The organism is Flavobacterium faecale (genome assembly GCF_048320115.1).
Taxonomy (GTDB): Bacteria; Bacteroidota; Bacteroidia; order Flavobacteriales; family Flavobacteriaceae; genus Flavobacterium; species Flavobacterium faecale_A.
In genome coordinates this window covers 792,523-816,948 of sequence record NZ_CP182943.1, presented here as the reverse complement: position 1 = coordinate 816,948, position 24,426 = coordinate 792,523, and the positions used below count along the sequence as shown (strand labels likewise).

Annotated in this window: 20 protein-coding genes and 1 pseudogene; 10 read left to right on the top strand and 11 right to left on the bottom strand. The window is 33.9% G+C overall.

The window, feature by feature from the left end; all coding sequences use genetic code 11:
- Positions 1 to 211 precede the first annotated feature (211 nt).
- On the top strand, positions 212 to 529 hold the full coding sequence (locus ACNH59_RS03465; RefSeq protein ID WP_418264040.1) for a hypothetical protein: 318 nt from the start codon (positions 212 to 214) through the stop codon (positions 527 to 529).
- Between the two features lie 54 nt (positions 530 to 583).
- Here ACNH59_RS03465 and ACNH59_RS03460 read toward each other — a convergent pair whose 3' ends face one another.
- Both ACNH59_RS03460 and ACNH59_RS03455 read right to left on the bottom strand, forming a co-directional pair.
- Positions 584 to 1,066 (bottom strand): dihydrofolate reductase, encoded by a 483-nt coding sequence (locus ACNH59_RS03460; RefSeq protein WP_418264039.1) that lies wholly within the window; start codon positions 1,064 to 1,066, stop codon positions 584 to 586.
- A 6-nt stretch (positions 1,067 to 1,072) separates the two neighbouring features.
- Positions 1,073 to 1,411 (bottom strand): 2TM domain-containing protein, encoded by a 339-nt coding sequence (locus ACNH59_RS03455; protein ID WP_418264038.1) that lies wholly within the window; start codon positions 1,409 to 1,411, stop codon positions 1,073 to 1,075.
- Between the two features lie 236 nt (positions 1,412 to 1,647).
- On the opposite strand from ACNH59_RS03455, the gene ACNH59_RS03450 reads away from it, so the two are divergent.
- The gene (locus tag ACNH59_RS03450; RefSeq protein WP_418264037.1) at positions 1,648 to 1,944 is read left to right on the top strand and encodes an isoamylase early set domain-containing protein; all 297 of its coding nucleotides are present in this window, start codon (positions 1,648 to 1,650) and stop codon (positions 1,942 to 1,944) included.
- Here ACNH59_RS03450 and ACNH59_RS03445 read toward each other — a convergent pair whose 3' ends face one another.
- The 4 genes from ACNH59_RS03445 to ACNH59_RS03430 form a co-directional block, all read right to left on the bottom strand.
- Positions 1,945 to 2,769 (bottom strand): thymidylate synthase, encoded by an 825-nt coding sequence (locus ACNH59_RS03445; RefSeq protein ID WP_418264036.1) that lies wholly within the window; start codon positions 2,767 to 2,769, stop codon positions 1,945 to 1,947.
- Positions 2,770 to 2,816: 47 nt separating this feature from the next.
- Positions 2,817 to 3,446, bottom strand: coding sequence for a bifunctional nuclease domain-containing protein (locus tag ACNH59_RS03440; RefSeq protein ID WP_418264035.1), 630 nt, complete (start codon positions 3,444 to 3,446; stop codon positions 2,817 to 2,819).
- A 259-nt stretch (positions 3,447 to 3,705) separates the two neighbouring features.
- On the bottom strand, positions 3,706 to 4,668 hold the full coding sequence (locus tag ACNH59_RS03435) for an electron transfer flavoprotein subunit alpha/FixB family protein (RefSeq protein ID WP_418264034.1): 963 nt from the start codon (positions 4,666 to 4,668) through the stop codon (positions 3,706 to 3,708).
- A 100-nt stretch (positions 4,669 to 4,768) separates the two neighbouring features.
- Complete coding sequence (locus ACNH59_RS03430; protein WP_418264033.1) at positions 4,769 to 5,515, bottom strand: electron transfer flavoprotein subunit beta/FixA family protein; 747 nt, start codon at positions 5,513 to 5,515, stop codon at positions 4,769 to 4,771.
- A gap of 336 nt (positions 5,516 to 5,851) precedes the next feature.
- Here ACNH59_RS03430 and ACNH59_RS03425 point away from each other — a divergent pair, with 336 nt between their 5' ends.
- The 5 genes and pseudogenes from ACNH59_RS03425 (at position 5,852) to ACNH59_RS03405 (ending at position 13,683) form a co-directional block, all read left to right on the top strand.
- Positions 5,852 to 6,829 (top strand): pyruvate dehydrogenase complex E1 component subunit beta, encoded by a 978-nt coding sequence (locus ACNH59_RS03425; protein ID WP_418264032.1) that lies wholly within the window; start codon positions 5,852 to 5,854, stop codon positions 6,827 to 6,829.
- A 69-nt stretch (positions 6,830 to 6,898) separates the two neighbouring features.
- Positions 6,899 to 9,385 carry a DUF5686 family protein gene (locus ACNH59_RS03420; RefSeq protein ID WP_418264031.1) on the top strand — a complete coding sequence of 829 codons (2,487 nt, stop codon included), beginning with the start codon at positions 6,899 to 6,901 and terminating at the stop codon, positions 9,383 to 9,385.
- 156 nt (positions 9,386 to 9,541) lie between these two features.
- Positions 9,542 to 10,076 (top strand): annotated as a pseudogene (locus tag ACNH59_RS03415) (inorganic diphosphatase).
- 110 nt (positions 10,077 to 10,186) lie between these two features.
- Complete coding sequence (locus ACNH59_RS03410) at positions 10,187 to 12,676, top strand: sodium-translocating pyrophosphatase (protein WP_418264030.1); 2,490 nt, start codon at positions 10,187 to 10,189, stop codon at positions 12,674 to 12,676.
- Between the two features lie 227 nt (positions 12,677 to 12,903).
- Positions 12,904 to 13,683, top strand: a complete 780-nt coding sequence (locus ACNH59_RS03405; protein ID WP_418264029.1) for a polysaccharide lyase family 7 protein — start codon at positions 12,904 to 12,906, stop codon at positions 13,681 to 13,683.
- 78 nt (positions 13,684 to 13,761) lie between these two features.
- Here ACNH59_RS03405 and ACNH59_RS03400 read toward each other — a convergent pair whose 3' ends face one another.
- On the bottom strand, positions 13,762 to 14,376 hold the full coding sequence (locus ACNH59_RS03400; RefSeq protein ID WP_418264028.1) for a deoxynucleoside kinase: 615 nt from the start codon (positions 14,374 to 14,376) through the stop codon (positions 13,762 to 13,764).
- On the bottom strand, positions 14,376 to 15,164 hold the full coding sequence (locus tag ACNH59_RS03395) for a hypothetical protein (RefSeq protein WP_418264027.1): 789 nt from the start codon (positions 15,162 to 15,164) through the stop codon (positions 14,376 to 14,378). Before ACNH59_RS03395 ends, ACNH59_RS03400 begins: the two co-directional genes overlap by 1 nt.
- A 115-nt stretch (positions 15,165 to 15,279) precedes the next feature.
- Here ACNH59_RS03395 and ACNH59_RS03390 point away from each other — a divergent pair, with 115 nt between their 5' ends.
- Positions 15,280 to 16,170: a GLPGLI family protein gene (locus ACNH59_RS03390; RefSeq protein WP_418264026.1), complete on the top strand. Its 891-nt coding sequence runs from the start codon at positions 15,280 to 15,282 to the stop codon at positions 16,168 to 16,170.
- A 47-nt stretch (positions 16,171 to 16,217) separates the two neighbouring features.
- Positions 16,218 to 18,905, top strand: coding sequence for a carboxypeptidase regulatory-like domain-containing protein (locus ACNH59_RS03385; RefSeq protein ID WP_418264025.1), 2,688 nt, complete (start codon positions 16,218 to 16,220; stop codon positions 18,903 to 18,905).
- 73 nt (positions 18,906 to 18,978) lie between these two features.
- On the opposite strand, the gene ACNH59_RS03380 is transcribed toward ACNH59_RS03385, so the two are convergent.
- The 3 genes from ACNH59_RS03380 to metK all read right to left on the bottom strand — a co-directional run bounded on the left by ACNH59_RS03380 (position 18,979) and on the right by metK (position 22,085).
- Positions 18,979 to 19,473, bottom strand: a complete 495-nt coding sequence (locus ACNH59_RS03380; RefSeq protein ID WP_418264024.1) for a hypothetical protein — start codon at positions 19,471 to 19,473, stop codon at positions 18,979 to 18,981.
- A complete protein-coding gene (locus tag ACNH59_RS03375; RefSeq protein WP_418264023.1) occupies positions 19,470 to 20,738 on the bottom strand; it encodes a DUF4153 domain-containing protein in 1,269 nt (422 codons plus the stop codon). The genes ACNH59_RS03380 and ACNH59_RS03375 overlap by 4 nt, the downstream gene beginning before the upstream one ends.
- 96 nt (positions 20,739 to 20,834) lie before the next feature.
- Positions 20,835 to 22,085, bottom strand: coding sequence for a methionine adenosyltransferase (gene metK / locus ACNH59_RS03370; RefSeq protein WP_418264022.1), 1,251 nt, complete (start codon positions 22,083 to 22,085; stop codon positions 20,835 to 20,837).
- A 630-nt stretch (positions 22,086 to 22,715) separates the two neighbouring features.
- Here metK and ACNH59_RS03365 point away from each other — a divergent pair.
- Positions 22,716 to 23,990 (top strand): O-acetylhomoserine aminocarboxypropyltransferase/cysteine synthase family protein, encoded by a 1,275-nt coding sequence (locus tag ACNH59_RS03365; protein WP_418264021.1) that lies wholly within the window; start codon positions 22,716 to 22,718, stop codon positions 23,988 to 23,990.
- The last annotated feature ends 436 nt before the right edge of the window (positions 23,991 to 24,426 follow it).

Genomic DNA, 24,426 nt, shown 5'->3' with positions numbered 1-24,426 from the left:
ATGGTTTGAGGTAGAATTTTAATTTAAAATGACTTTTTAGTGGTTATAAAAGAGTTTTGCTTTGTAGGTGTATTATTATACAATTATGTAAAGCACTGTTAATCAATAGTGTGTGAATGTTTGTTAAAATTGAAATATCACTAAAAGTGGGTATTGTGTGTCCGTTTTTTATTGCCGAATTTTACATTATAAATATTAAATATTTATTTCAATGATGATAAAAGGACTGACAGGCCAAATCAAATGGTTAATTTTTGCGCTAATTATATCGTTTGTTCTTGTTGTTAGTTTTGACGGTGCTGTTTTATTAAACAGTAATTTGTTATTAACGCAAAATACGTTCTTAGGATTAAATTTGTTTTTGGAAATTTTAATTTTCTTTGCCTTTAGTACCTTCGTGGTATTTGGTATTAAAGGCTATTTTGAGATGTACTCTCAAAAAACATCAAATGTCATTATCTTCATCACTGGGGCTATGTTGACATTTGTAATTTTTATATTAAGTTGTCAAATTCTTCTTCAAGAATAGGCAGTTAAGTCCTTATCATTGTAAAAAAAGCACCCCAGTTTTACTGGGGTGCTTTTATTTTTTAGTGTAAGTTTCAAAGGAATATTCAAAAAGATGTTTTTCGTCTTTGGGATGCGATTCACATTGGGTAAGTTCCCATTTTTCAGATTCGATTTCCGGAAAAAAAGCATCTGCCGCAAAACTGTAATGTACTCTGGTAAGTTCAATTTTATCAGAATGAGGTAAGGCTAGTTGGTAGATTTCACCACCACCAATAATAAATACGTCTTGGTCTTTTGGGCATGCAGACAGTGCTTCCTCGATACTACTGACCACGATGCAACCTTCAGGGGCATACTCTTTTTGGCGACTGATAACGATATGGGTTCTGTTAGGTAATGGTTTTGGGAAACTCTCGAAAGTCTTTCGTCCCATAATGATATGGTGGCCAGTTGTGAGGGCTTTGAATCGCTTGAAGTCGTTAGGCAAATGCCATATCATTTGGTTGTTTTTTCCCAAGGCATTGTTTTCTGCTGCCGCAGCAATCATTATAATCATTTGGTTTTATTTTATTGAAGTAGGGTCTTCGCTGATTTTAGTTTTTAATTCGTTGATTTTTTTTTCTTGTAAGGATACCAATCTGTCGATTTGTTCTCTCTCCCAATTTTTATTCATAAAACGATCAGTAATATAGACTTTTATGAAATGTAGAATGAATATAAATGCCCATATGGTGATGCCTAAAATAAGCCAATTAGGATTAATGTCGATGGTCATTATTTTGGTTGACAAGAAAATAAAAAGAGTTGCAGAAATTAACAGGACAAAATGAAAATAGAGTCTTTTTTTTTGCTTGATTCTTTTTCGTGCGTATTCGTATAATTCGTGTTGGTCTCTTTCCATATGTTGAAATTTAAAGCATAAAGATAAAATTTAATTTGTAAAATTATTGTTTCAGTGATTTATTAATTAATTAGAAAACGATTTCTTTTTTGGCATGTTAAATTTAACAGTGTTTAAATTATTGAATGCATTAAAAATTAACAAGTTAAATGCTATTTTGGCAAAACTTAATTTTTTTGTATAAAGTTCAATATATTTTGTTTTCTTTGTTCCATAATATTAAAAATGAAATAGTTATGTCAATAAAAAAACAATTTATAAAGTCAAAACCAGTTTGTAAAGTAACGTTCTCAATCGAAGCTAAAGATGCAATTAATGTAGCTGTAGTTGGTGATTTTAACAATTGGAATGTTGAAGAAGGAGCTTTAAATAAATTAAAAAACGGAACTTTTAAAGGTGTTTTTGAATTACCAAAAGACGCTTCCTATGAGTTTAAATATGTAGTTGATGGTACATATGTAAACGACGCTGAAGCTGATTCATACAAATGGAATGAATTTGCAGGTACTGAAAACGGAGTTATTGCTGTTTAATTAAACTGCAACATTTCCTTTGATGCTGTCATGAGGTTCGTAGCCTTCAAGTGTGAAATCTTCATAGTCAAAATCAAATATATCTTTTATCTCGGGATTCAATATCATTTTTGGTAATGCTCTTGGTTCCCGTGATAATTGTAATTTTAATTGTTCAAAGTGGTTGTTGTAGATGTGTGCATCTCCAAAAGTATGGATGAACTCGCCTAAGCCTAAATTGCACACTTGTGCAATCATCATTGTTAATAAGGCGTATGAGGCTATGTTGAAGGGAACTCCCAAGAATATATCGGCGCTACGTTGGTATAGTTGGCAGGATAATTTCCCATCGGCTACATAAAACTGAAAAAAGGCGTGGCAAGGTGGTAGTGCTGCTTTGTTATTGGCAACGTTTTCTGCAAATGATTTAGAGGTATCTGGAAGTACAGATGGGTTCCAAGCGGAAACAAGCATTCTGCGACTATTGGGATTGGTTTTTAATTCGTTGATTAAATCTTTAATTTGATCTATTTCTTCACCGTTCCAATTGCGCCATTGATGTCCGTAAACAGGACCTAAATCACCATTTTCGTCTGCCCAAGCATCCCAAATTTTTACGCCATTTTTTTGAAGGTACTCAATATTCGTGTCCCCTTTTAAAAACCAAAGTAGTTCGTAAATAATAGATTTTAAATGTAATTTTTTAGTCGTAACCATTGGGAAACCTTCGTTCAAGTCAAAACGCATTTGATGTCCAAAGACACTTTTAGTTCCTGTTCCAGTACGGTCTCCTTTTTGGCAACCGTTTTCCATTACGTGTTTTACTAAATCTAAATATTGCTTCATTACTTGGGGTTCTTTACGGCTTCAGTGGGCTTGTTAATTCTCTTATGTTAAGATTCTCTTTTGGAAATTTCGTCTCTAATTTTTGCTGCTTTTTCATAATCTTCTTGGCTAACAGCTTGTTCAAGAAGTTCTGATAATTCTTGAAGACTATGCTTGATATATGGACGTCCAGGGTTTTGACTTTCATCTTCATTGCCAAAAGTTTCTGGGTTGGAAAGAATATCATCAATTTCTTGAGAATCTTTATCGGTTTCTTGTGGATTAGCTTTTAAGTAAATACCCGCTTTGTCAAGAATATTTTTATAAGTAAAAATAGGAGCGTTGAATCGTAAAGCAAGAGCTATAGCATCAGAGGTTCTGGCGTCAATAATCTCTTCAATCTTGTCTCTTTCGCATATAATACTGGAGTAAAAAACACCATCCACTAGTTTATGAATAATAACTTGTTTTACAATGATGTCAAAACGTTCTGCAAAATTTTTGAATAAATCATGTGTTAAAGGACGTGGCGGTTTAATCTCTTTTTCAAGTGCAATGGCAATAGATTGCGCTTCAAATGCACCTATGACTATAGGTAGTTTTCTCTCTCCGTCAACTTCATTCAAAATTAAAGCATAAGCTCCATTTTGAGTTTGGCTGTATGAAATGCCTTTTATGGATAGTTTAACTAAACTCATGTTAATTTTAGGTTTTAGATTTTAGAGGCTAAAATCAAAGAATTATTTTGAAACCAGTTTTTTCTTATTCACCAATTGTAAATAAAGGAAATGATTAGCCTACAAAGAAACAAAATCTTTTGTTAGCTTCAAAAAACTAATGCTACTTATAAATGTAAATAAAAATAGTTGTTTAAACGTTAAAAAAAGAGCTATTATAAATTAATATAATAGCTCTTTATGGGTGTAATTGTGGTTTTAATGGAGGATAATTTTAGTTTTATTGTCCTTTAAACACTTTTAGTTTTTCGATTAATTGAGGGACTACTTCAAATGCATCTCCTACAATACCATAATCAGCTACCTTGAAAAAAGGAGCTTCAGGGTCAGTGTTAATAACAACTTTTACTTTAGAGGAGTTGATTCCTGCAATATGTTGTATGGCTCCCGAAATACCAACGGCAATATATAAATTTGCTGCTACTGGTTTTCCTGTTTGTCCTACGTGCTCTCCATGAGGTCTCCATCCTAGGTCGGAAACAGGTTTTGAACAAGCTGTTGCTGCTCCAAGTACTGAGGCTAAATCTTCGATTAATCCCCAGTTTTCGGGTCCTTTTAAGCCTCTTCCTCCTGATACTACAATGTCAGCATCAGCAATAGCAACTTTGCCAGAAACTTTCTCCGTAGATTCAATTTTGATATTGAAATCATTGTCAGAAAGTGTAGGAGTGAAATCTTCTTCAGTTAATGAAGTGCTAGTTTCAATAATTCCGAATGAATTTTTGGCTAGTCCCAATACTTTTATATCCGTATTGATTTCGGTAATGTTAAATGCCTTATTTGAAAAGGCTGTTCGTTTTACTTGAAAAGGTGAAGTGCTTATAGGTAGTCCAACTACATTAGATGCGTATCCAGCCTCTAGTGCTACAGCAACTAATGAAGCAAGGTAAGTGCTATCAGTAGTTGATGAAAGCAAAACTACTTTGGTGCTTTCTTTTTTTGCAGCTTGTTGGATAACATCTGCGTATGCCTTAGCGTTAAATTGTGCTAATTTGGTATCGTTTACTTTTAATACTTTGTCTACTCCGTATTTAGATAGCTCAGAGGTGTCAGTACTGTTAAAAGTTAGAGCGGTAACAGTTGTGCCTAGTGAGTTAGCTACTTTTTTAGCGTAGGAAGCAAGTTCAAATGCAACTTTTTTAAGTTTTCCTTCTGCTGATTCTGCGTATATTAATATTGACATAGTGAATGATAAGATTAAGGATTATTGAATTAAGGACTAAGGATTTTGAATTGAGGTTTGTAATTTTTTTAAAATCCCAAATCCCAATTCCTGAATTTTTCTAAATCACTTTCGCTTCGTTGTGTAATAAATTGATTAACTCGTCTAAATTATCTGCTGGAATTAATTTTACAGCTGACTTTGGTGCTGGTTTTTCAAATTTTACAGCTTTAGTATGTGTAGGAGCCTCTGTTGGTTCTACTACAGTTAGTGGTTTTGTTCTAGCGGTCATGATACCTCTCATGTTCGGAATGCGCAAATCTTTTTCTTCTACAAGACCTTTTTGTCCTCCAATAATTAGTGGTAAAGTCGTGGATACTGTCTCTTTTCCTCCGTCAATTTCACGTACTGCTTTTGCGTTGGCGCCTTCAATTGTGAGTTCAGTGCAAGAGTTGACAAAGTTGGCATTGGTCATTGCGGCAATCATTCCAGGGACCATGCCTCCGTTGTAGTCTAGAGATTCTTTACCTGCGATAACCAAGTCGTACCCACCGTTTTTGATTACTTCAGCTAATTGTTTGGCAACAAAAAATCCATCAGTAGGTGTGGCATTCACGCGGATTGCATCATTAGCTCCAATTGCTAAAGCCTTTCTTAGTGTTGGTTCGGTTTCTGGTCCTCCAACATTCACCACGGTAACTGTTGCTCCTTGTTTTTCTTGAAACCAAATGGCACGAGTAAGACCAAATTCATCATTTGGGTTGATAACAAATTGTACTCCGTTAGTGTCAAATTCTGAATCATTATTAGCGAAGTTAATCTTTGATGTAGTATCAGGAACATGGCTGATGCAAACTAATATTTTCATATGTTGATGTTTATTTTTTATTTTATGGCTTTCAGTTTATACTTAGGATTTGATTTGAACTTAATAAAGCTGCTTTTTACTGCTTAATTTTTGTTAGTAAATAAATTCAAATACAAATTTAGAATAAAAAATGAAATAATTTACTATGCATGCATAGTAAATTATTTTAAGATTCAATTCCTAAATGGAAGTAAAGTTAATTTTTTGAATTGATTTTTATCAGGATATAACAAATAACTATAAATTACGCATCATTATTTTAATAGAAATGGTGCGTTAAATGATTTTAAATATTTATTTTTGCTTTTCGAAAAATATACATATACAAGATATAATATGAGAACGATACAATTTAGAGAGGCTATTTGTGAAGCAATGAGTGAAGAAATGCGTCATGATGAGTCTGTATACTTAATGGGAGAGGAAGTTGCCGAATATAACGGTGCTTACAAAGCTTCTAAAGGTATGCTTGCAGAATTTGGAGAGAAAAGAGTTATTGATACTCCAATTGCAGAGTTAGGTTTTACAGGTATTGCAGTAGGTTCAGCAATGAACGGTTGTCGTCCAATTGTAGAATATATGACTTTTAACTTTTGTTTAGTAGGTATAGATCAAATTATAAATAATGCTGCTAAAATGCGTCAAATGACTGGTGGACAATTCAATGTGCCAATTGTTTTTCGTGGGCCAACTGCTTCTGCAGGGCAATTAGGAGCAACACACTCGCAAGCTTTAGAAAATTGGTTCGCAAATACTCCAGGTCTTAAAGTAGTAGTTCCATCTACTCCTTATGATGCTAAAGGGCTTTTGAAAGCGTCTATTCGGGATAATGACCCAGTTATTTTCATGGAATCAGAGCAAATGTATGGTGATAAAGGAGAAGTTCCAGAAGGTGAATATGTTATTCCAATTGGAGTAGCTGATATCAAACGTGAAGGAACTGATGTTACTATCGTTTCTTTTGGGAAAATTATTAAAGAAGCTTTCATCGCAGCAGATCAATTAGCGCAAGAAGGAGTTTCTTGTGAAATCATCGATTTAAGAACGGTTCGTCCATTAGATATTGATGCTGTTTTAGCATCAGTTAAGAAAACAAACAGATTGGTAATTCTTGAAGAAGCTTGGCCTTTTGCAAGTGTTTCTTCTGAAATTACTTATTTAGTTCAAGAACGTGCTTTTGATTATTTAGATGCACCAATTCAAAGAATTACTACAGCCGATACACCAGCTCCTTACTCTCCAGTATTACTAGAAGAGTGGTTGCCTAATGCAAATGATGTTGTAAAAGCTGTTAAGAAAGTATTGAATAAATAAAAACAATACGAATACTATAAAGACTTCATCATGCGTTTGTATGATGAAGTTTTTTTTTAAACAATAATTATGAAGAATAAGTTCTGGTATTTAGTATTGGTGCTCTTTGGATTTGCCAATAGTTTTATTGCTCAAACTAAGGTGAGTGGTATTGTGTATGATAATGCAAATCAGCCTGTGCCATTTGCGAATATTGTTTTTAAAGATTCCAATATAGGGACGATGTCTAACGAGGATGGAAGGTTTTATATAGAATCTCCAAATACTTATAATGCCATTATTGTTACCTCTGTAGGTTATTCGGATAGAGTGGTGGTGCTTCCCAAAACAATTAATTATAATTTTAAAGTTATCGTAAATTCTGCTGAGAACCTTAAAGAAGTTACGATTTACACTGGTAAAACTTCCAAAAAAGACAATCCAGCGCTTGATATTCTTCGAAAAATATGGGAAAGAAAACGTAAGAACGGACTTTCTCAATTTGATTACTATCAAATGGAAAAATACGAGAAAGTAGAGTTTGACATGAATACGATTGATAGTGCTTTTATGAAACGTAAATTTTTCAAAGGAATGGAATTTATCTTTAATCATGTCGATACATCAAGGGTTACAGGGAAAACCTATTTACCTATTTTCATCAACGAATCACTCTATGATGTTTACGGAAACAACAAAATAAGCAAAGTCAAGGAAAAGCTCAAGGCTAATAAAAACTCTGGGTTTAGTGATAACCAACAAATTTTAGCTTTCGTAAATGACCTCTATTCTGACTATGACATTTACAGCAATCACTTAACGTTTTTTGATAAAAGTTTTACCAGTCCACTATCAAAAACAGGAATTGATGTCTATAATTATGTGTTAAGAGATAGTGCTTTTGTAGATAAAAAGTGGTGCTACAATATTTTGTTTTATCCAAGAAGGAAAAATGAATTGACGTTTAAAGGTGATTTTTGGGTCAGCGATACGACTTTTGCCATCAAAAAAATCAATATGGCTGTTACTAAAAGTGCCAATATTAACTGGGTAAAAGATATTTATATCGAACAAGAATTTGAAGTTCAAAATGATTCCATCTTTTTACTGACTCGGGATTATATGATGTCTGATTTTGCTTTGAACAAAAAAGAAGCATCCAAAGGGATGTATGGGAAACGAACAACCTTATATCAAAACCATCAATTTAATATCGAAAAACCGAACAGTTTATATAAAGATCAAGTCAATTTTATCGACAATGATGTCTACAATAAGTCAGAAGCCTATTGGACACAAAATCGATTTGAAAATTTAAACAAAGACGAAAAAGGGATTTATAAAATGTTGGATACCCTTCAAACAGTCAAGAAATTTCAACGATTATATGATTTGGTTTCTATTTTAGGGAGTGGGTATATTCAGTTTGGTAATTTTGACTACGGACCAATATTTTCCACTTTTGGTTACAATCAAGTAGAGGGTATCCGGATGCGAGTAGGAGGACGAACTTATTTTGGACCTAATGATGTTTGGAGATTGCAAGGATATACCGCTTATGGGTTTGATGATGATAAATTCAAGTATGGGGTTTCAGGAAAATGGATGGTTGACAAGAAGAAAAGAGTTATTCTTTCGGCAGGGAATAGGCGTGATGTGGAACAAATTGGGGCGAGTTTAACGAGCACCAATGACGTTTTGGGCAGAAGTTTTGCTTCTTCTTCCTTATTTAATACCAGTTCAAATGGAAAATTAACCAATATCAATTTGACCAATGTTGCTGTGGAAATTGAGCCGGTTAAAAATTTAATTTTTCAAACAGGGTTTTCATACCGTACCTTGGAGTCTGCCTCGACTGTTTTTAGTTTAGATTATTATATAGATGCCAGTCAAACAACCACTAAAAGTGAAGTAAAACAATCTGAAGTAGGTTTTCAAATTGAATTTACACCCAATCGTAAAACGGTTGGTTATGGTGTAGAAAGAAGAGAAGTAGATAGTCCGTTTAGTCGCTTTTTTGTTAATTACAATCATGGTTTCAAAGGGATGCTAGATAGTGATTTTGATTATGATAAGTTACAGTTGTATTACAAGCAACCTATTATTATCGGGCCTTTAGGGAGAACAGATATTATTCTGGAAGTGGGTAAAACTTTTGGGCAAATTCCTTTAGGCTTAATGAATGTGATTCCTGGAAATCAAAGTTATTTTACCATTGAAAACACTTTTAGTAACCTGAATTTCTACGAATTTGTAACTGATCAATACGCTACGATTCAATGGAATCATAATTTTGGAGGAAGATTATTTGGTCGAATTCCGTTTATGCGAAAGTTGAATTGGCGAGAAATTATAGGAGTAAGAACAGTTTATGGTTCTATTTCGGATGAAAATAAGACGATAAATGCTTCAGGATTGACTTATGTAGCACCTGAAACGGGTTATTGGGAATACAGTGCAGGAATCGGAAATATTTTTAAGGTATTTCGAATTGATTTTACTTGGCGAGGGAATTATTTGGATACTCCTGATGCTCAGAAATTTTCAATTAAAGGATCCTTTGGCTTTTATTTCTAAGAATGGATTTGTTTTTAGAACAAAAATACAATGTTGATTTTCGATTTATAGCTAAACAATAAAGGATTAGCCGTTTTAAAAAGAGATAATAGTTGTATTAAAAATGTTTTTAATTACTTTTGCAATCGCATAAAAAGAACTTAAGAAAAAATAAAAATGACTGCAGACAAAATAACCACTTTCGATGTGTTGATCGAAATTCCTAGAGGAAGTAGAAATAAATACGAATATGATTTCGAGTTGAAAAGAATGCGTTTTGATAGAATGTTGTTCTCTTCAATGATGTATCCAGCTGATTATGGTTTTATTCCAGAAACATTAGCACTTGATGGTGATCCATTAGATGTATTGGTTTTGGTAAACGAGCCTACATTTCCAGGTTGTGTTATGGAAGCTGAAGCCTATTGGTGTTTTTCACATGGCTGATGACAAAGGACCAGACGAAAAAGTAATCTGTGTACCAGTTTCTGATCCTATATGGAATTCATTGGAAAACTTGTCAGATATCAATCCACACTTAGTAAAGGAAATCGAGCATTTCTTCCAAGTTTATAAAGATTTGGAGAATAAAAAAGTTGATGTTGAGGGTTGGGGAGATGTAAATGAGGCATTTGCAATTATCAAAGAATGTCAAGATCGTTTCAATAATATTGAAAACAAACCAGAGGGGTTATTTTCTTTAAAATTGTAAATTTCTCTTTAAACTATAAATAAAAAAGCAATATTCTTAATAGAGTATTGCTTTTTTCGTTAAATTCGTTCGGGACACAATTTAATATTAACAAATAACCGAACCAATTTATGAATGCATTTATGATTTATTTGCCAATAGTAATGGCAATTATAGGACTTCTGTTTATGGGAGTCAAAAGAGCTTGGGTATTAAAACAAGATGCTGGTGATGGAAAGATGGCCGCTATTTCAGATTATATTTATGAAGGCGCATTGGCTTTTCTAAAAGCAGAATATAAGTTGTTAACTTTTTTTGTAATTGGTGCTAGTCTTGCTTTGGCGGGTATTTCAGTTATAGTGCCAACCACACATATTCTAATTGTAGTTGCTTTTATTTTTGGTGCTTTTTTTTCTGCGCTAGCTGGAAATATGGGAATGAAAATCGCAACAAAAACCAATGTGAGAACCACTCAAGCAGCACGTACCAGTTTGCCTCAAGCTTTAAATGTTTCTTTTAGTGGTGGAACGGTAATGGGATTGGGTGTTGCAGGACTTGCGGTTTTAGGACTAACAGGATTCTTTATTTTCTTCTTTCAGTTTTTTATGAACGGGACTTGGACTTCTACAGAAGACATGACCATTGTTTTAGAAACGCTAGCTGGTTTTTCTTTGGGAGCAGAATCAATTGCTTTGTTTGCCCGAGTAGGAGGTGGTATTTATACCAAGGCCGCTGATGTTGGAGCTGATTTGGTGGGGAAAGTGGAGGCCGGTATTCCAGAAGACGATCCTCGAAATCCAGCTACGATTGCTGATAATGTGGGTGATAATGTGGGTGATGTTGCAGGTATGGGAGCCGATTTGTTTGGCTCCTATGTAGCGACTGTTTTGGCAGCTATGGTTTTAGGGAACTATGTGATTAAAGATATGGGTGGTGCAATTGTTGATGATTTCGGAGGAATTGGTCCCGTATTGTTGCCAATGTCAATCGCAGGTTTTGGAATTTTATTTTCTATTATTGGTACGATGTTGGTGAAAATAACGGATGATAATGCTAAAGAGGCTCAGGTGCAAAACGCACTAAATAAAGGAAATTGGGTTTCCATTCTTTTAACGGCGATTTCATGCTATTTTCTGGTGCAATACATGCTGCCAGAAACGATGAAGATGGAATTTTTTGGTGAAGGAATACAAAACATTCCTTCGATGAGGGTGTTTTATGCTACCTTAATTGGACTTTTTGTAGGAGGAGCAATTTCTTCAGTTACGGAATATTATACTGGCTTAGGAACCAAACCTGTTATGGCAATTGTGCAAAAATCAAGTACAGGTGCAGGTACTAATGTAATCGCTGGGCTTGCTACTGGAATGATTTCTACTTTTCCAACAATTTTACTTTTTGCTGCTGCTATTTGGTCTACCTACGCTTTGGCAGGATTTTATGGTGTTGCTTTGGCGGCATCTGCAATGATGGCTACTACAGCCATGCAATTAGCTATTGATGCTTTTGGTCCTATTTCTGATAATGCTGGAGGAATTGCTGAAATGAGTGAATTGCCTAAAGAAGTCCGTACGCGTACAGATATTTTGGACTCTGTCGGAAATACAACTGCGGCTACAGGAAAAGGATTTGCAATTGCTTCGGCTGCCTTGACTTCCTTAGCACTATTTGCGGCTTATGTTACTTTTACAGGAATTGACGGAATTAATATTTTTAAAGCTCCCGTATTGGCAATGCTGTTTGTAGGTGGAATGATTCCAGTAGTTTTTTCAGCATTGGCAATGAATTCTGTTGGAAAAGCGGCAATGGATATGGTATATGAAGTTAGACGTCAGTTTAAAGAAATCCCAGGTATCATGGAAGGGACAGGAAAACCCGAATATGCTAAATGTGTTGATATTTCGACCAAAGCAGCTTTGCGCGAAATGATGTTGCCAGGAGCTTTAACTATAGGTTTTCCGATAGCAATTTTGATTTTAGGGAAATTAGTGTACGGTGGTAACAATCAATTGATTGCTGAAATGTTAGGAGGGTATATGGCTGGAGTAACGGTTTCAGGAGTTCTTTGGGCTGTTTTTCAAAATAATGCTGGAGGAGCTTGGGACAACGCCAAGAAATCTTTTGAAGCTGGAGTAATGATTAATGGGGAGATGACTTACAAGGGCTCTGATGCACATAAAGCAGCTGTAACGGGTGATACTGTTGGTGATCCTTTTAAAGATACTTCAGGTCCTTCAATGAATATTTTGATTAAATTAACTTGTTTAATTGGGTTAGTGATGGCACCTATTTTAGGGAATGGTTCGCATACAATTCCTTCTGACATTGCTTCTTGTTGTGATGCTTCCGGCAAATGCATTTCAATGTCTAAAGTAGAATGCAGAGAAAAAGGTTGTACAATGAGATGTTGTGCTAATGAAAAGATGATTGGTATGGTGGGGAAATGTGATATGAGCAAAGCTAGTCAAATGACTAAAGAAGAATGTGCTAAAATGTGTGATTCATTGGGATGTACTGAACAAGAAAAGGAAATGTGTCTGTCACATTTTGACGCTGACGGAAAATTTAGAACGAACCACAGTATTCAATCATGTTGCTCAGTCAAAGACAAAAAGAAATAAAAGAACTTGTTTAAAAGTTTTATTTTAAAGTAGCCTCGTATTTTCGAGGCTATTTTTTTGCTTTATATCTAAATAAATAAGAAAACACGTTTAAAAAAACAGGATTTAGTCCGTTAATCGATTTTTTATATGCAAAATTGTTTTGGTATTGAAAATATTTTATGTTTGTTAATATTACTGGTAAACCAAAATGGTTTTCCAATTAACTAACCTTAACCTATTTTACGATGATTAAAAAGTCTTGTTTACCTATGCCTTTGTCTATGACATTGACTTGTTCAGTATTATTTTCAATTTTTGCTTGTTCCAGCGATGAAGCAATACAAACAGAGGTTGCTGAACAGAATTCAGAAGTGACTTTGGGAACAAATTTAACAGCAAAAACCTATGTTGCTCCAGGGTCCAGCAGTATTTTTGCTAGTGCTCTAACAAAATGCAAATTACAAAGTGATTATCTTAGCTCAGATGTAACGAATCTTTCTAATTATGCTTCCTCTTTCTTTTATCTAAGGGAAAGTACTAATAAGATGGTGTTGTATAACAATAATGGGGCTTCCACGAGAACCGAGCTGAGGAGAAATGATAATTTTGATAAAACTTCGGTTAGAAAAATGGCTATTAGTGCTAAACTTGAAAGTCAACCTGCTGGAGAAGTTACATTAGCACAGTTACACAATCAAAATGCAGCGTTACCAGTATTGCGAGTTTCTGTAACAGGGAATACCATTTATTATAAAGTAAATAAAGAGCCTGTAAAAGGAACATCGTTAACTAACAATGGTGCTTTTACAACGACATTGCCAGCTGATAAATCTTTAGAAATCGTTTTGGAACTTACAGGTAACAAATATATTAGTGCGACTGTAAATGGTGAAAAACGTACTTTTTTTATTGAAAACGCTTGGGGATCTGCATTCGATAATGCTTATTATTTTAAGACAGGGGTGTATTGTCAATCTACGGGAACGGCTAAATTAGCCTACAATAGTCTGGTTTGGGATAACTAATCACAAATAAAATCTAAATTAAAAAGGCTGATAGAGTAATAATACTAAATTAGCCTTTTTTGTATGTTGTAATTGTCTTTAAAATAATCCGTTTAGGTCGGCATCAATTTTATTAATGATATTACCTAAATCTTCAGGATTGTCTACAAAGTTGATTTTATCAACATCAATAATCAAAAGTTTTCCTCTATCATAAGTATGTATCCAGGCCTCATAGCGTTCGTTCAAACGGCTTAAATAATCAATTGAAATAGAGGTCTCGTATTCACGTCCTCGTTTGTGAATTTGACCTACTAAATTGGGGATGGAACTTCTTAAATAAATCAATAAGTCGGGTGCTTTAACCGTAGATTCCATCAATTCAAATAAGGAAGAATAATTTTCAAAATCACGATGTGTCATCAGCCCCATAGCAAATAAGTTTGGAGCAAAAATATGAGCATCTTCATAGATTGTTCGGTCTTGAATCACTTTTTTTCCGCTTTCTCTAATTTGCATCACTTGTCGAAAACGACTGTTCAAGAAATATATCTGCAAGTTAAATGACCAACGTTCCATTTGGTGATAAAAATCATCCAAGTAAGGGTTATCAACCACATCTTCATAATGAGGTTCCCATTTGAAGTGTTTGGAGAGCAATTCGGTTAATGTTGTTTTTCCTGAGCCTATATTTCCTGCTACTGCTATGTGCATTACGGTGTTATGATTTTATAATTTGTAATTCCTTCCGTTGTAAAAATAGATAAAATTTGGTCTTTGTAATAGCATTTTTGAAACGTTTTTTCTAAAATTTCAATTTCAAATCTTTCCTTTTTCAAAGTGTTTTCAAAAAATAATCGACCCTCTTTGGAGTAGATAAATTGTTGGTTGTCAGTAAATTCAATCCAGTCAAACAAAGGGGTTTTTCCTAGATTTGAAACTTTTCCAAACAGATTGCACACGAACGCATTGTTTTTGTCGTCTACCCAATAGAAGTGATTGAAATCAGTTTGATACCATTGTATGTTGTCTGGAAATGGGATTGAAATGGTCTTGTAGGTATTGTTGAGGTAATTGTACAGTCCTATTTGTTGGTTCAGATTATTGTAAATCCATAATTGATTTTGAGCAGCAATTCCTGTGGCAATTACATTTATTGGATTTTCAGATTGAAAGAAAAAGATTCTTTGGGTTTCGTTTAGTTGATTGTCTAAAAGGATAACGGCATTGAAATCTTGGTAAAAAAGAACAATTTTTAAGGGATTATTGATGTCAATTTTAGTCAAATTTCCTAAAGAAACATTCTTGTATTCCCAATGTTCTTTTTCTTTTATCTTGTAAAATACGGCATTGTTTATATAGTAGTTATAGCCATATGAATCTCGGCCTGAGAATATTTTGGTTTCAGTGGGAACGAAATTAATTTTTGTGGCCACAATTTTAGAATTTTGGGCTTGAAGAAAAATAAATGAAAAGAATAAGAATGCTATAGCGTTTTTCATAGTAGTGCAAAATACAAAAAAATCGGTATCATAATTACTGTAACACCATAAACGATTAAACGCTCTTTAGATAGTTTATAAGATAAAAGGAATAAAAATTAAAAAATATAAAATAATGAATAATAGAAAAAGTTTGTTGGCAGTTTTAGGACTTGTGTTTTTCTTGAACACACAAGCTCAGGAGTTTCAAGGAATGGCGGTTTATCAGTCTAAAACTAGCTCCGCTGAATTAAAGGAAAGAATGATGGGTAATCGTGAGGTTACTCCCGAGATGCAAAAAAGAATGGAGGACAGAATGAAGTCCATGTTTGAAAAAACATTTATACTTTATTTTGATAAAACAGCATCTATATATAAAGAAGAAGTAAAATTAGATGCTCCTGGACAAAGTGAGAGTAGGTTGAGAATGATGAGTTCAATGATGGGAACAGGTGGAACCTATTATAAAAACATTAAACAAAAAACTTATACAATAGATAAGGAATTTATGAGCAAACAATTCTTAGTGAAAGATTCTCTTCCAAAGCTACAATGGAAAATGGAAGGAGAAAGTCGTTTGATAGGTGGCTACACTTGTTATAAAGCAACGGCTGCACTTACTGTGGCAGAACCAGACTTTAATGCTTTAAGACCAAAATCTAACGAAGAAAAAAAGAAAGAGGATGAGGCTAAAAAAGGGAAATCAAATTTGTTAGACAACCTAGTTGTTCCTACAGAAAAGCTAATTACAGCATGGTACACACCTGAAATTCCAGTGAATCAAGGTCCAGATAAATATTGGGGGTTACCAGGATTGATTTTAGAAATTAACGATGGAAAGACGGTGATTTTATGTTCAAAAATTGTTTTAAATCCAAAAGAAAAGGCGGTGATAAAACCATCTTCTACAGGAAAAGTAATATCACAAAAGGATTATGATGAAACGGTAATTAAGAAAACTAAAGAATTTATGGAATCCAATCAACGTGGTGGTGGAGGAAGAGGTTCAGGTGGCGGGCGTCCTTAATTGGCTAAAAATAAAAAAACAATTATTATTTAAATAAAAAAAAACTTATGAAAAAAGCACTCTTGCTTGTTTTGTTTTTCTGTTCTTGGATTTCTATGGCACAAACGATTCGCTTAGATGGTGTTGTAAAAGATGGCTCTGGTCAGGTACTCGAAATGGCAAACATCATGGCTGTAAATCGGAATACAAATGCAATGGATTCTTATGCAATTACAAATGATAAAGGGAAGTTCAATCTTAACTTGAAAATGAATACAGAATATAGTATCCATCTTAGTTTTTTAGGAATGAAAAGCAAGATTGTCGAAATTGTAACTGCTCAAGAAAACATTGTTAAAACCATTACGATGGAAGCAGGCGGAATTGAATTGGAAGGTGTTGAAATTGTGCGTGAAATGCCCGTTTCTATCAAAGGAGATACCATAGTCTATAATGCTGATTCTTTCAAATCAGGAACGGAACGAAAACTAGAAGATGTTTTGAAAAAACTACCAGGAGTTGAGGTGAACGAAGATGGTGAAGTTGAGGTAGAAGGGAAAAAAGTGTCTAAATTAATGGTCGAAGGAAAGGACTTTTTTGATGGAGATACGAAGCTTGGAGTTAAAAATATTCCTGCAGATGCCATTGATAAGATTCAAGTTTTAAGAAACTTTAGTGAAGTAGGTGCGCTCAAAGGTGTCGAAAATAATCAGGATAACATTGCCATGAATATCAAGCTAAAATCGGGAAAGAAGAACTTTTGGTTTGGAGATTTAACTGCTGGAATAGGTGTGGGGCATGAGGAAGATCGGTATTTGATTAACCCTAAATTGTTTTATTACAATCCAAAATATAGTGTAAATGTAATTACTAATTTTAATAACATTGGAGAATTACCCCTTACCACTCAAGATTATTTTAAGATGACTGGAGGGTTTAGAGGCGTATCCCGAAAAGGGGGAAGTAGTTTTGATGTGTCCTCGAATGATTTAGGGATTTCTACCATGCGTAACAATAGAGCCAAAGAAATCAATACTAAATTTGGTGCGACCAATTTTTCATATAGCGTCAACAAAGCATGGAATTTAAGTGGTTTCGGGATTATTTCTTCCTCTGGAACCGAAATGGAAACCAAATCACAAATGACTATTTTAAGGTCTGGCGACCAACAAAAAAGCGAACAAACATCAGTCCAAAAAAGTAATTTTGGAATGGTGAAGTTAAGTTCCAGCTACAAGCCTAATACGAAATTGCAATTTGATTATGATGTTTTAGGAAAATTTTCAAAACAAGATGAAGTTGCTTCTCTTTTTAGAGAATCTATTGTAAATTCAGTTTCCACAGATGAGGATATTTATACGGGTAAAAAGCAAGATCCTACCTCTTTCAATCAAAATTTGAATTTGTATTATACCTTAAACGATAAAAATATTTTTGCTTTTGAAGCACAACATCTTTATCAAGATGAAAATCCTTTTTATAATGCCAATTTACAAACACAACCTTTTGATTTGATAGGGTATGTTTCGGGGCAAAATCGAAATGATTTAAATCAAGATCGATTCGTGAAAACCAATAAAATTGATGCCAAAATAGATTATTATTATATGTTGACCCCAACAAGTAATGTTAATTTGACCTTAGGCGAAACTTATTCGTATCAAAATTTTAATTCGCATATTTTTCAAATATTAGATAATCAAACTACAAACGATTTGAATGCAATTGAGAATAATAATCGAGTTAATTATGCTTTTAACGATGTCTATTTAGGTTTGCATTACAAAATCTTGACAGGGAAGTTTACTTTTAATCCAGGGGTGAGTTTGCATTATTACGATATGAATAATAGACAATTAGGGACTGCTTATCAACAGAGTTTTTATAGAGTTTTACCAGATGTTTTTGCTTTGTACCAAATCAAAAAGTCCGAAAGTTTAACTTATAATTACTCTTTGACTAATAATTTTACTGATATTAATAAGTTAGTTGAAGGATATATTTTTTCTAATTTTAATAGTCTTTCGAAAGGAAATAGGACATTGGAAAATGCTATCTCGCAAGTCCACTCGTTACGTTATTACAAATATAATATGTATAATTTAGAAAATATTTTTGCTAATGCTTCTTATTCTAAAAAGGTAGATGCAGTAAAAAATCGTTCTATTTTTACGGGAATAAATCAAGAATCAACTCCTTATAATTCAGATTTAGCGGATGAGACTTTTTCAGGTTCTGGTAATTACGGGCGTTCCTTTCTGAAAAATTATAAAGCGAGTATAGGAGCGAGTGTAAATTGGTCTAAGTTTAATAACTTTCAAAATAATACGCCTACAACTACCGAAAGTTTTACGCAAAGGTATTCTGTAAAGACCTCCACAAATTACAAGAATATGCCCAACTTAGAATTTGGGTATAATTATACTATCAATGAATATAATGGAGCCACTTTTTATACGGATAGACCTTCTGTTAAATTAGATTATTATTTTCTTAAAGCTTTTTCTTTTGTGTCTGAATATGAATTTTATAATTATCGAAATGATTCTGGAACCATTAAAAATGAATACGATTTCTTGAGTGCCAGTTTGATTTATCAAAAGAAAAATGCCAAAATGGAATACAAATTATCGGCAACTAATATTTTGAACACTACTTCTCTTAATGATGATAGTTTTACTGAATTTGCTACTAGAACTTCACAATACACGGTTCAGCCGCGTTATATTATTTTTTCTATGAAGTATAATTTGTAAAACAGTAAACAATTTTTTTTAAAAGCCGTCATTTCTAAGGTTAGGAATGACGGCTTTTTAAGTTTGGAAATAACTACTTAATTTTCAGTAAAACATTTATTGTAAACCAATTGAGTTTTATTTCGGTTTCTTTTATTTCTCCATTCAACGATTGATAGTTCAACAAAATATCATAATGGTCAGTACTAATGGTTTCAACTATTTTTTCATGATTTTTGTCTAATGAAGTTTTGTTTTTTAATACAAAATCATGAGTCTTGAGCGGAATAATCTCATCGTTGATTTTTAGTTCGATGCCGTAATCTGTTTCCTTGTAATTGATACTGTATGATTTACCATCGAATGTGAAGCAATCTTTACACTCATTATTTTGGTTATTTGTGATTTCAAAAGCAAAATCATAACCATGTATTTTGTTAATTATTATGCCTTTTGTATTTGAATAATCATAGTGAAAACTTTGGTTTTTATTGTTTGTGTTGTAGTAACTTCCTCGATACGTATAACCAAGCGTTTCCATGATTTGAGAATTTCCAGGTTCTTTGTCTTTTTTGGATAATTGTTTCAATTTTTCAGAAAAAGGAGCAATGCTTCAACTCCATAATTGTCATTGATAAAAGAAACAATACTGCTTAAATCCTTTTCTTCTTCGATGGTTAATTGGGCTTTTTTATTGTTTACAACATAATTTTCAAAACGATTTAGCTGACTTTTTTTTGAAATGGAATCGGCACTTTGTGGACCTAAAATAGTCAACAATGCAATCACACACATACTGATAGGGATAAACTTGATTTGCGGTTTTTTTTTGAAAATAAAATAAACCGTCAACAAGCTAAGCCAGATTGACAATGCCAACACATAATAACGCTCGTGTGTGAATCCGTATAGATTAATTCGGTATAAAATAGCCCAAAACAAAAGTCCTAATAATGGTACCAGTAAAAAGTAAAACCATTTGTGAAACGTGCGCATCCATACATTTCCTTGCTCATTCGCTATAGGATGAATTAGTAATAAGGATAGAATTCCGAAAACGGCAAACACTAAAATCAAATTCGAAACCCAACCTACAGGTAAAGAGAATTGTGCAATGATTTTAATTTCATACGACAATAAAATCACGAGGTAAATACTGATTAACGGAATCAATACAAACTGCGTAAATTTCTTAAGACCTATTGGGTATCGTAAATGAAGAGCGATATTAGAATTATTGGTTTCTGGAACGCCAGCCAGAAAGAATACGGTGTTAAAAATCCCGAAGACTAGATAAAATAAATCAAGGTAAATAGTATCGTAATAGTCAATCTCAAATAAATGATGCGTAGCTAGCAAGGCAAACGATAATCCTGCAAAAATAACAACGCTATACAATCCAGAAGTCAAAATTCGAAGAAAAAGCTGTTTGTTGAATTCCCAAAACGCATTTTCATCATATTTTTTATTGATAAATGCCGTAAAAGACACCAATAAATGTAATGCTAAATTAAGCGCCAAAAATTGATATATTTCAAAGGTCTTAATTTGGTCAGAAAATTGAAATACAAAGGCAAATGACAAGCCACCCAAAATCAAACTACTGATAAATCGAATTGAATTGTTTTTTAAATCTTTTGAAAAATACAAACTGATAGACAAAAATAAAACCAAGCACAAAGAACAGCTCATGATAATTTTACCATAAATACGTTGAATTTCATGGTCGTTCTCGTCGATGGCATAAATAGCACAAAGTGTTCCAATTACAGCAATGAGAATTTCGAGTGGAAATCTCAATAGTGTCCCACGAGTTTCTTCAATAATTTTCTGGAAGGAGGGAAAAGAAGGCATAGCGTATTTTTTTACGAAGTAACAAAATATTATCCTACAAAAAAAGGCTGTCTTTAAAACAAGACAGCCTTTGTAACTATATAGTGGCTTGGAATCTTACAATCCAAAAGCCGCTTTAACTTGGTCTACATAATCTAATTTTTCCCAGGTAAATAATTCTACTTCAACAGTTTTTGTCAAACCACCTGGAGCAGAGAACGTTTTAGTAACCGTTTCTGGTTTACGTCCCATGTGTCCGTAAGCCGCAGTTTCGCTGTAGATCGGGTTTCTTAATTTCAAACGTTGTTCGATAAAGTAAGGACGCATATCAAAGATAGCTTCTACTTTTTTAGCGATTTCACCATCCGTTAGGTTGACTTTTGATTTACCATAAGTTTCAATAAAGATTCCCATAGGTTGTGCAACTCCAATAGCGTAAGAAACCTGAACCAAAATCTCGTCAGCTACACCAGCAGCTACTAAATTTTTAGCAATATGACGAGTTGCATAAGCCGCACTTCTGTCTACTTTGGACGGGTCTTTTCCAGAGAAAGCACCACCACCGTGAGCTCCTTTACCACCGTAAGTATCCACAATGATTTTTCTACCCGTTAAACCAGTATCACCGTGAGGCCCTCCAATCACAAATTTCCCGGTTGGGTTAATGTGATATTGGATTTTGTCATTAAATAAATGAGCGTGTTTTGGGTTTTTAGCAATGATTCTCGGAATCAAAATTTCTACAATATCTTTTTTGATTTTAGCAAGCATCGCTACTTCTTCGTCAAAATCATCGTGTTGAGTCGAGATTACAATCGTGTCAATGCGTACTGGCACGTTGTCATCACTGTATTCTAAAGTTACTTGAGATTTAGCATCAGGACGTAAATAAGGAATCTCCTTATTCTCACGTCTTAATTCAGCTAACTCTAGTAATAATTTATGAGATAAATCCAATGCCAAAGGCATGAAGTTTTCGGTTTCGTTAGTAGCATATCCAAACATCATTCCTTGGTCACCTGCACCTTGCTCCTCTGGGCTAGAACGCTCTACACCTTGGTTGATTTCTGCTGATTGCTCATGAATCGCTGATAAGATACCACAAGAATTCGCTTCAAACATGTATTCGCTTTTCGTGTAGCCAATTTTGCGAATTACATCACGTGTAATTTGTTGAACATCAAGATAGGTATCTGATTTTACTTCACCAGCAAGAATCACCTGACCTGTAGTAACTAAAGTTTCACAAGCTACTTTTGAGTCCGCATCAAAAGCCAAAAAGTTGTCGATTAACGCATCTGAAATTTGGTCTGCAATCTTATCTGGATGTCCTTCGCTCACAGATTCTGACGTAAATAAATAAGCCATAGTAAATGTTTTTTTAAAATTAAGCGAGGAAAAATAATTGCAAAAAACGGACTAAAGGAGAGTATCTGCTTTAGCATTTTTTTTCTACCAAATAGTCTTTGGTATTCATAATCAACTAGGTTCATTATGAAGAGGTTGCAATCAGTTCAAATTTTTCCTCTTGTATTTTGAGGTGCAAAGGTATGAAACCATTTTGAATTGTAAATTAATCTTAACTAATTTTTTAAATTAATAATATGTGTGTGATTTTAGAGTGGAATTTCAATTTTTAGGTTCTCCAGGAGTTATAATGGTAGGAGGTTTGGTAAAACAAAATCTTACTGTTCTTAAAATTAACCTGCCCAATCAACTAAATCTGTGTGCACTAAAAAAATATTTTAATGAACTTAAAGTCCTAATGAATAAATGTTAATTAATCTATAATCATTAGGAAAATCCAAAATAGTTTAGGAAATTTGGTTTTCAAAATTTAAAAAATGAAATCAATCCAGTTTAACATGTGCTTGACCAAACAGAAATTTTTCTGCGGGTTCTCTATTGCTTAAACTGAAATTCATCACTATAGCAAAGCCTCCCGAGAAATTGGAAGGCTTTTTTTTAACCCTAATTGTAACAAATAAAACAATAAACATGAGCACTTTAAAATTTGAAACCAATGCCCTGCACGCAGGACACGATGTTACCCAACACGCAGGAACCAGAGCGGTGCCTATTTACCAAACATCTTCGTATGTGTTTAACAATTCAGAGCATGCGGCTAATTTATTTGGTCTAGCAGAGTCAGGATACATTTATACCCGTTTGAATAACCCAACCAATGATATTTTAGAACAACGTTTGGCAGCTTTAGAGGGCGGAATTGCAGCGGTGGTTACAGCATCTGGAACGGCGGCAATTGCTACCTCCTTATTGACGATGTTGAAAACAGGAGATCACATCGTGGCGTCTAGCAGTTTGTATGGAGGAACATTTAATTTGTTGAACTCGACTTTGCCACGTCTGGGAATCACTACGACTTTCGTAGATCCATCTGATGCAGCCAATTTTGAAAAAGCTGCGAATGACAATACCAAAGTGATTTTTGTAGAAAGCTTAGGTAATCCAAAATTAGATGTATTGGACTTAAAAGCCATTGCTAAGGTGGCAAAGGCTCTGAAAGTTCCTTTTGTAGTGGATAATACGGTGGCTTCTCCTGCTTTATTGAATCCAATTGCTCATGGTGCGAACATCGTGATTCACTCTTTGACAAAATACATTTGCGGTAATGGAACTTCTTTAGGAGGAGCTATCATAGATGCAGGTACGTTTGACTGGAGTAGTGGTCGTTTCCCTGAATTTACAGAGCCTAATCCAGGATACCACGGTTTAGTATATCACGAAGCGCTTGGAGCGGCGGCTTTTATTGCCAAAGTACGTATCGAAGGATTACGTGATTATGGTGCGGCTTTGAGTCCTTTGAACGCGTTTCAAATTATTCAAGGATTGGAAACTTTGTCGGTACGTGTGCAAAGACACAGTGAAAACGGTTTGGCATTAGCCCAATGGTTAGAAGGACAAGATCAAGTGGCTTGGGTAAACTATCCGGGATTGAAATCAAGTAAATATTATGACTTGGCCAAAGAATATTTGCCAAACGGTCAAAACGGATTGGTGACTTTTGGATTAAAAGGCGGTTTTGATGCTGCTAAAAAAGTAGCAGATGAAACAAAGTTGTTTTCTTTGTTGGCGAATATTGGGGATACCAAATCACTAATCATTCATCCATCAAGTACGACACACCAACAATTGTCTGAAGAGCAGCAGTTAAGTTCGGGTGTTTCTAAAGATTTAATTCGTCTATCAGTTGGATTAGAAAACGTAGAGGATTTGAAAGCTGACTTGAAAGCGGTTTTTGATACTTTATAATAATCATTCCGTAAACTAGTCTTAACCTTTAATCTAGATTTAGGTTGTACATTTGAAATGTCAAATCAAGGGAGTGGAATAGAGAAGTTTTAAAAGGAACTTGAAGAAAAAGCTCTTTATTGATTTGTTTTTTAAAAGAATCAAATTTGAATTTTTTGTTAAAAATCATAATTAACTGTTAATTAGAATATTTAGCTAAAAATTTATTAAATATATAGAGGACAATAAAGAATATTTTATATCTTTGTGGCTCAAAATAAGAGGAAGATGAATTTTATTATTTGTAAAAAAACTATGGTACAATCTAAAGAAATCGGCAGGAGTGCGATAGCTTAATTTTTTTATTCAAATAAGACTAAAATATAGTAAAGCCTCCTAAGAAATTGGGAGGCTTTTTTTGTAAAAAATCAAATAATACGAATTCAACCAAAGAAAA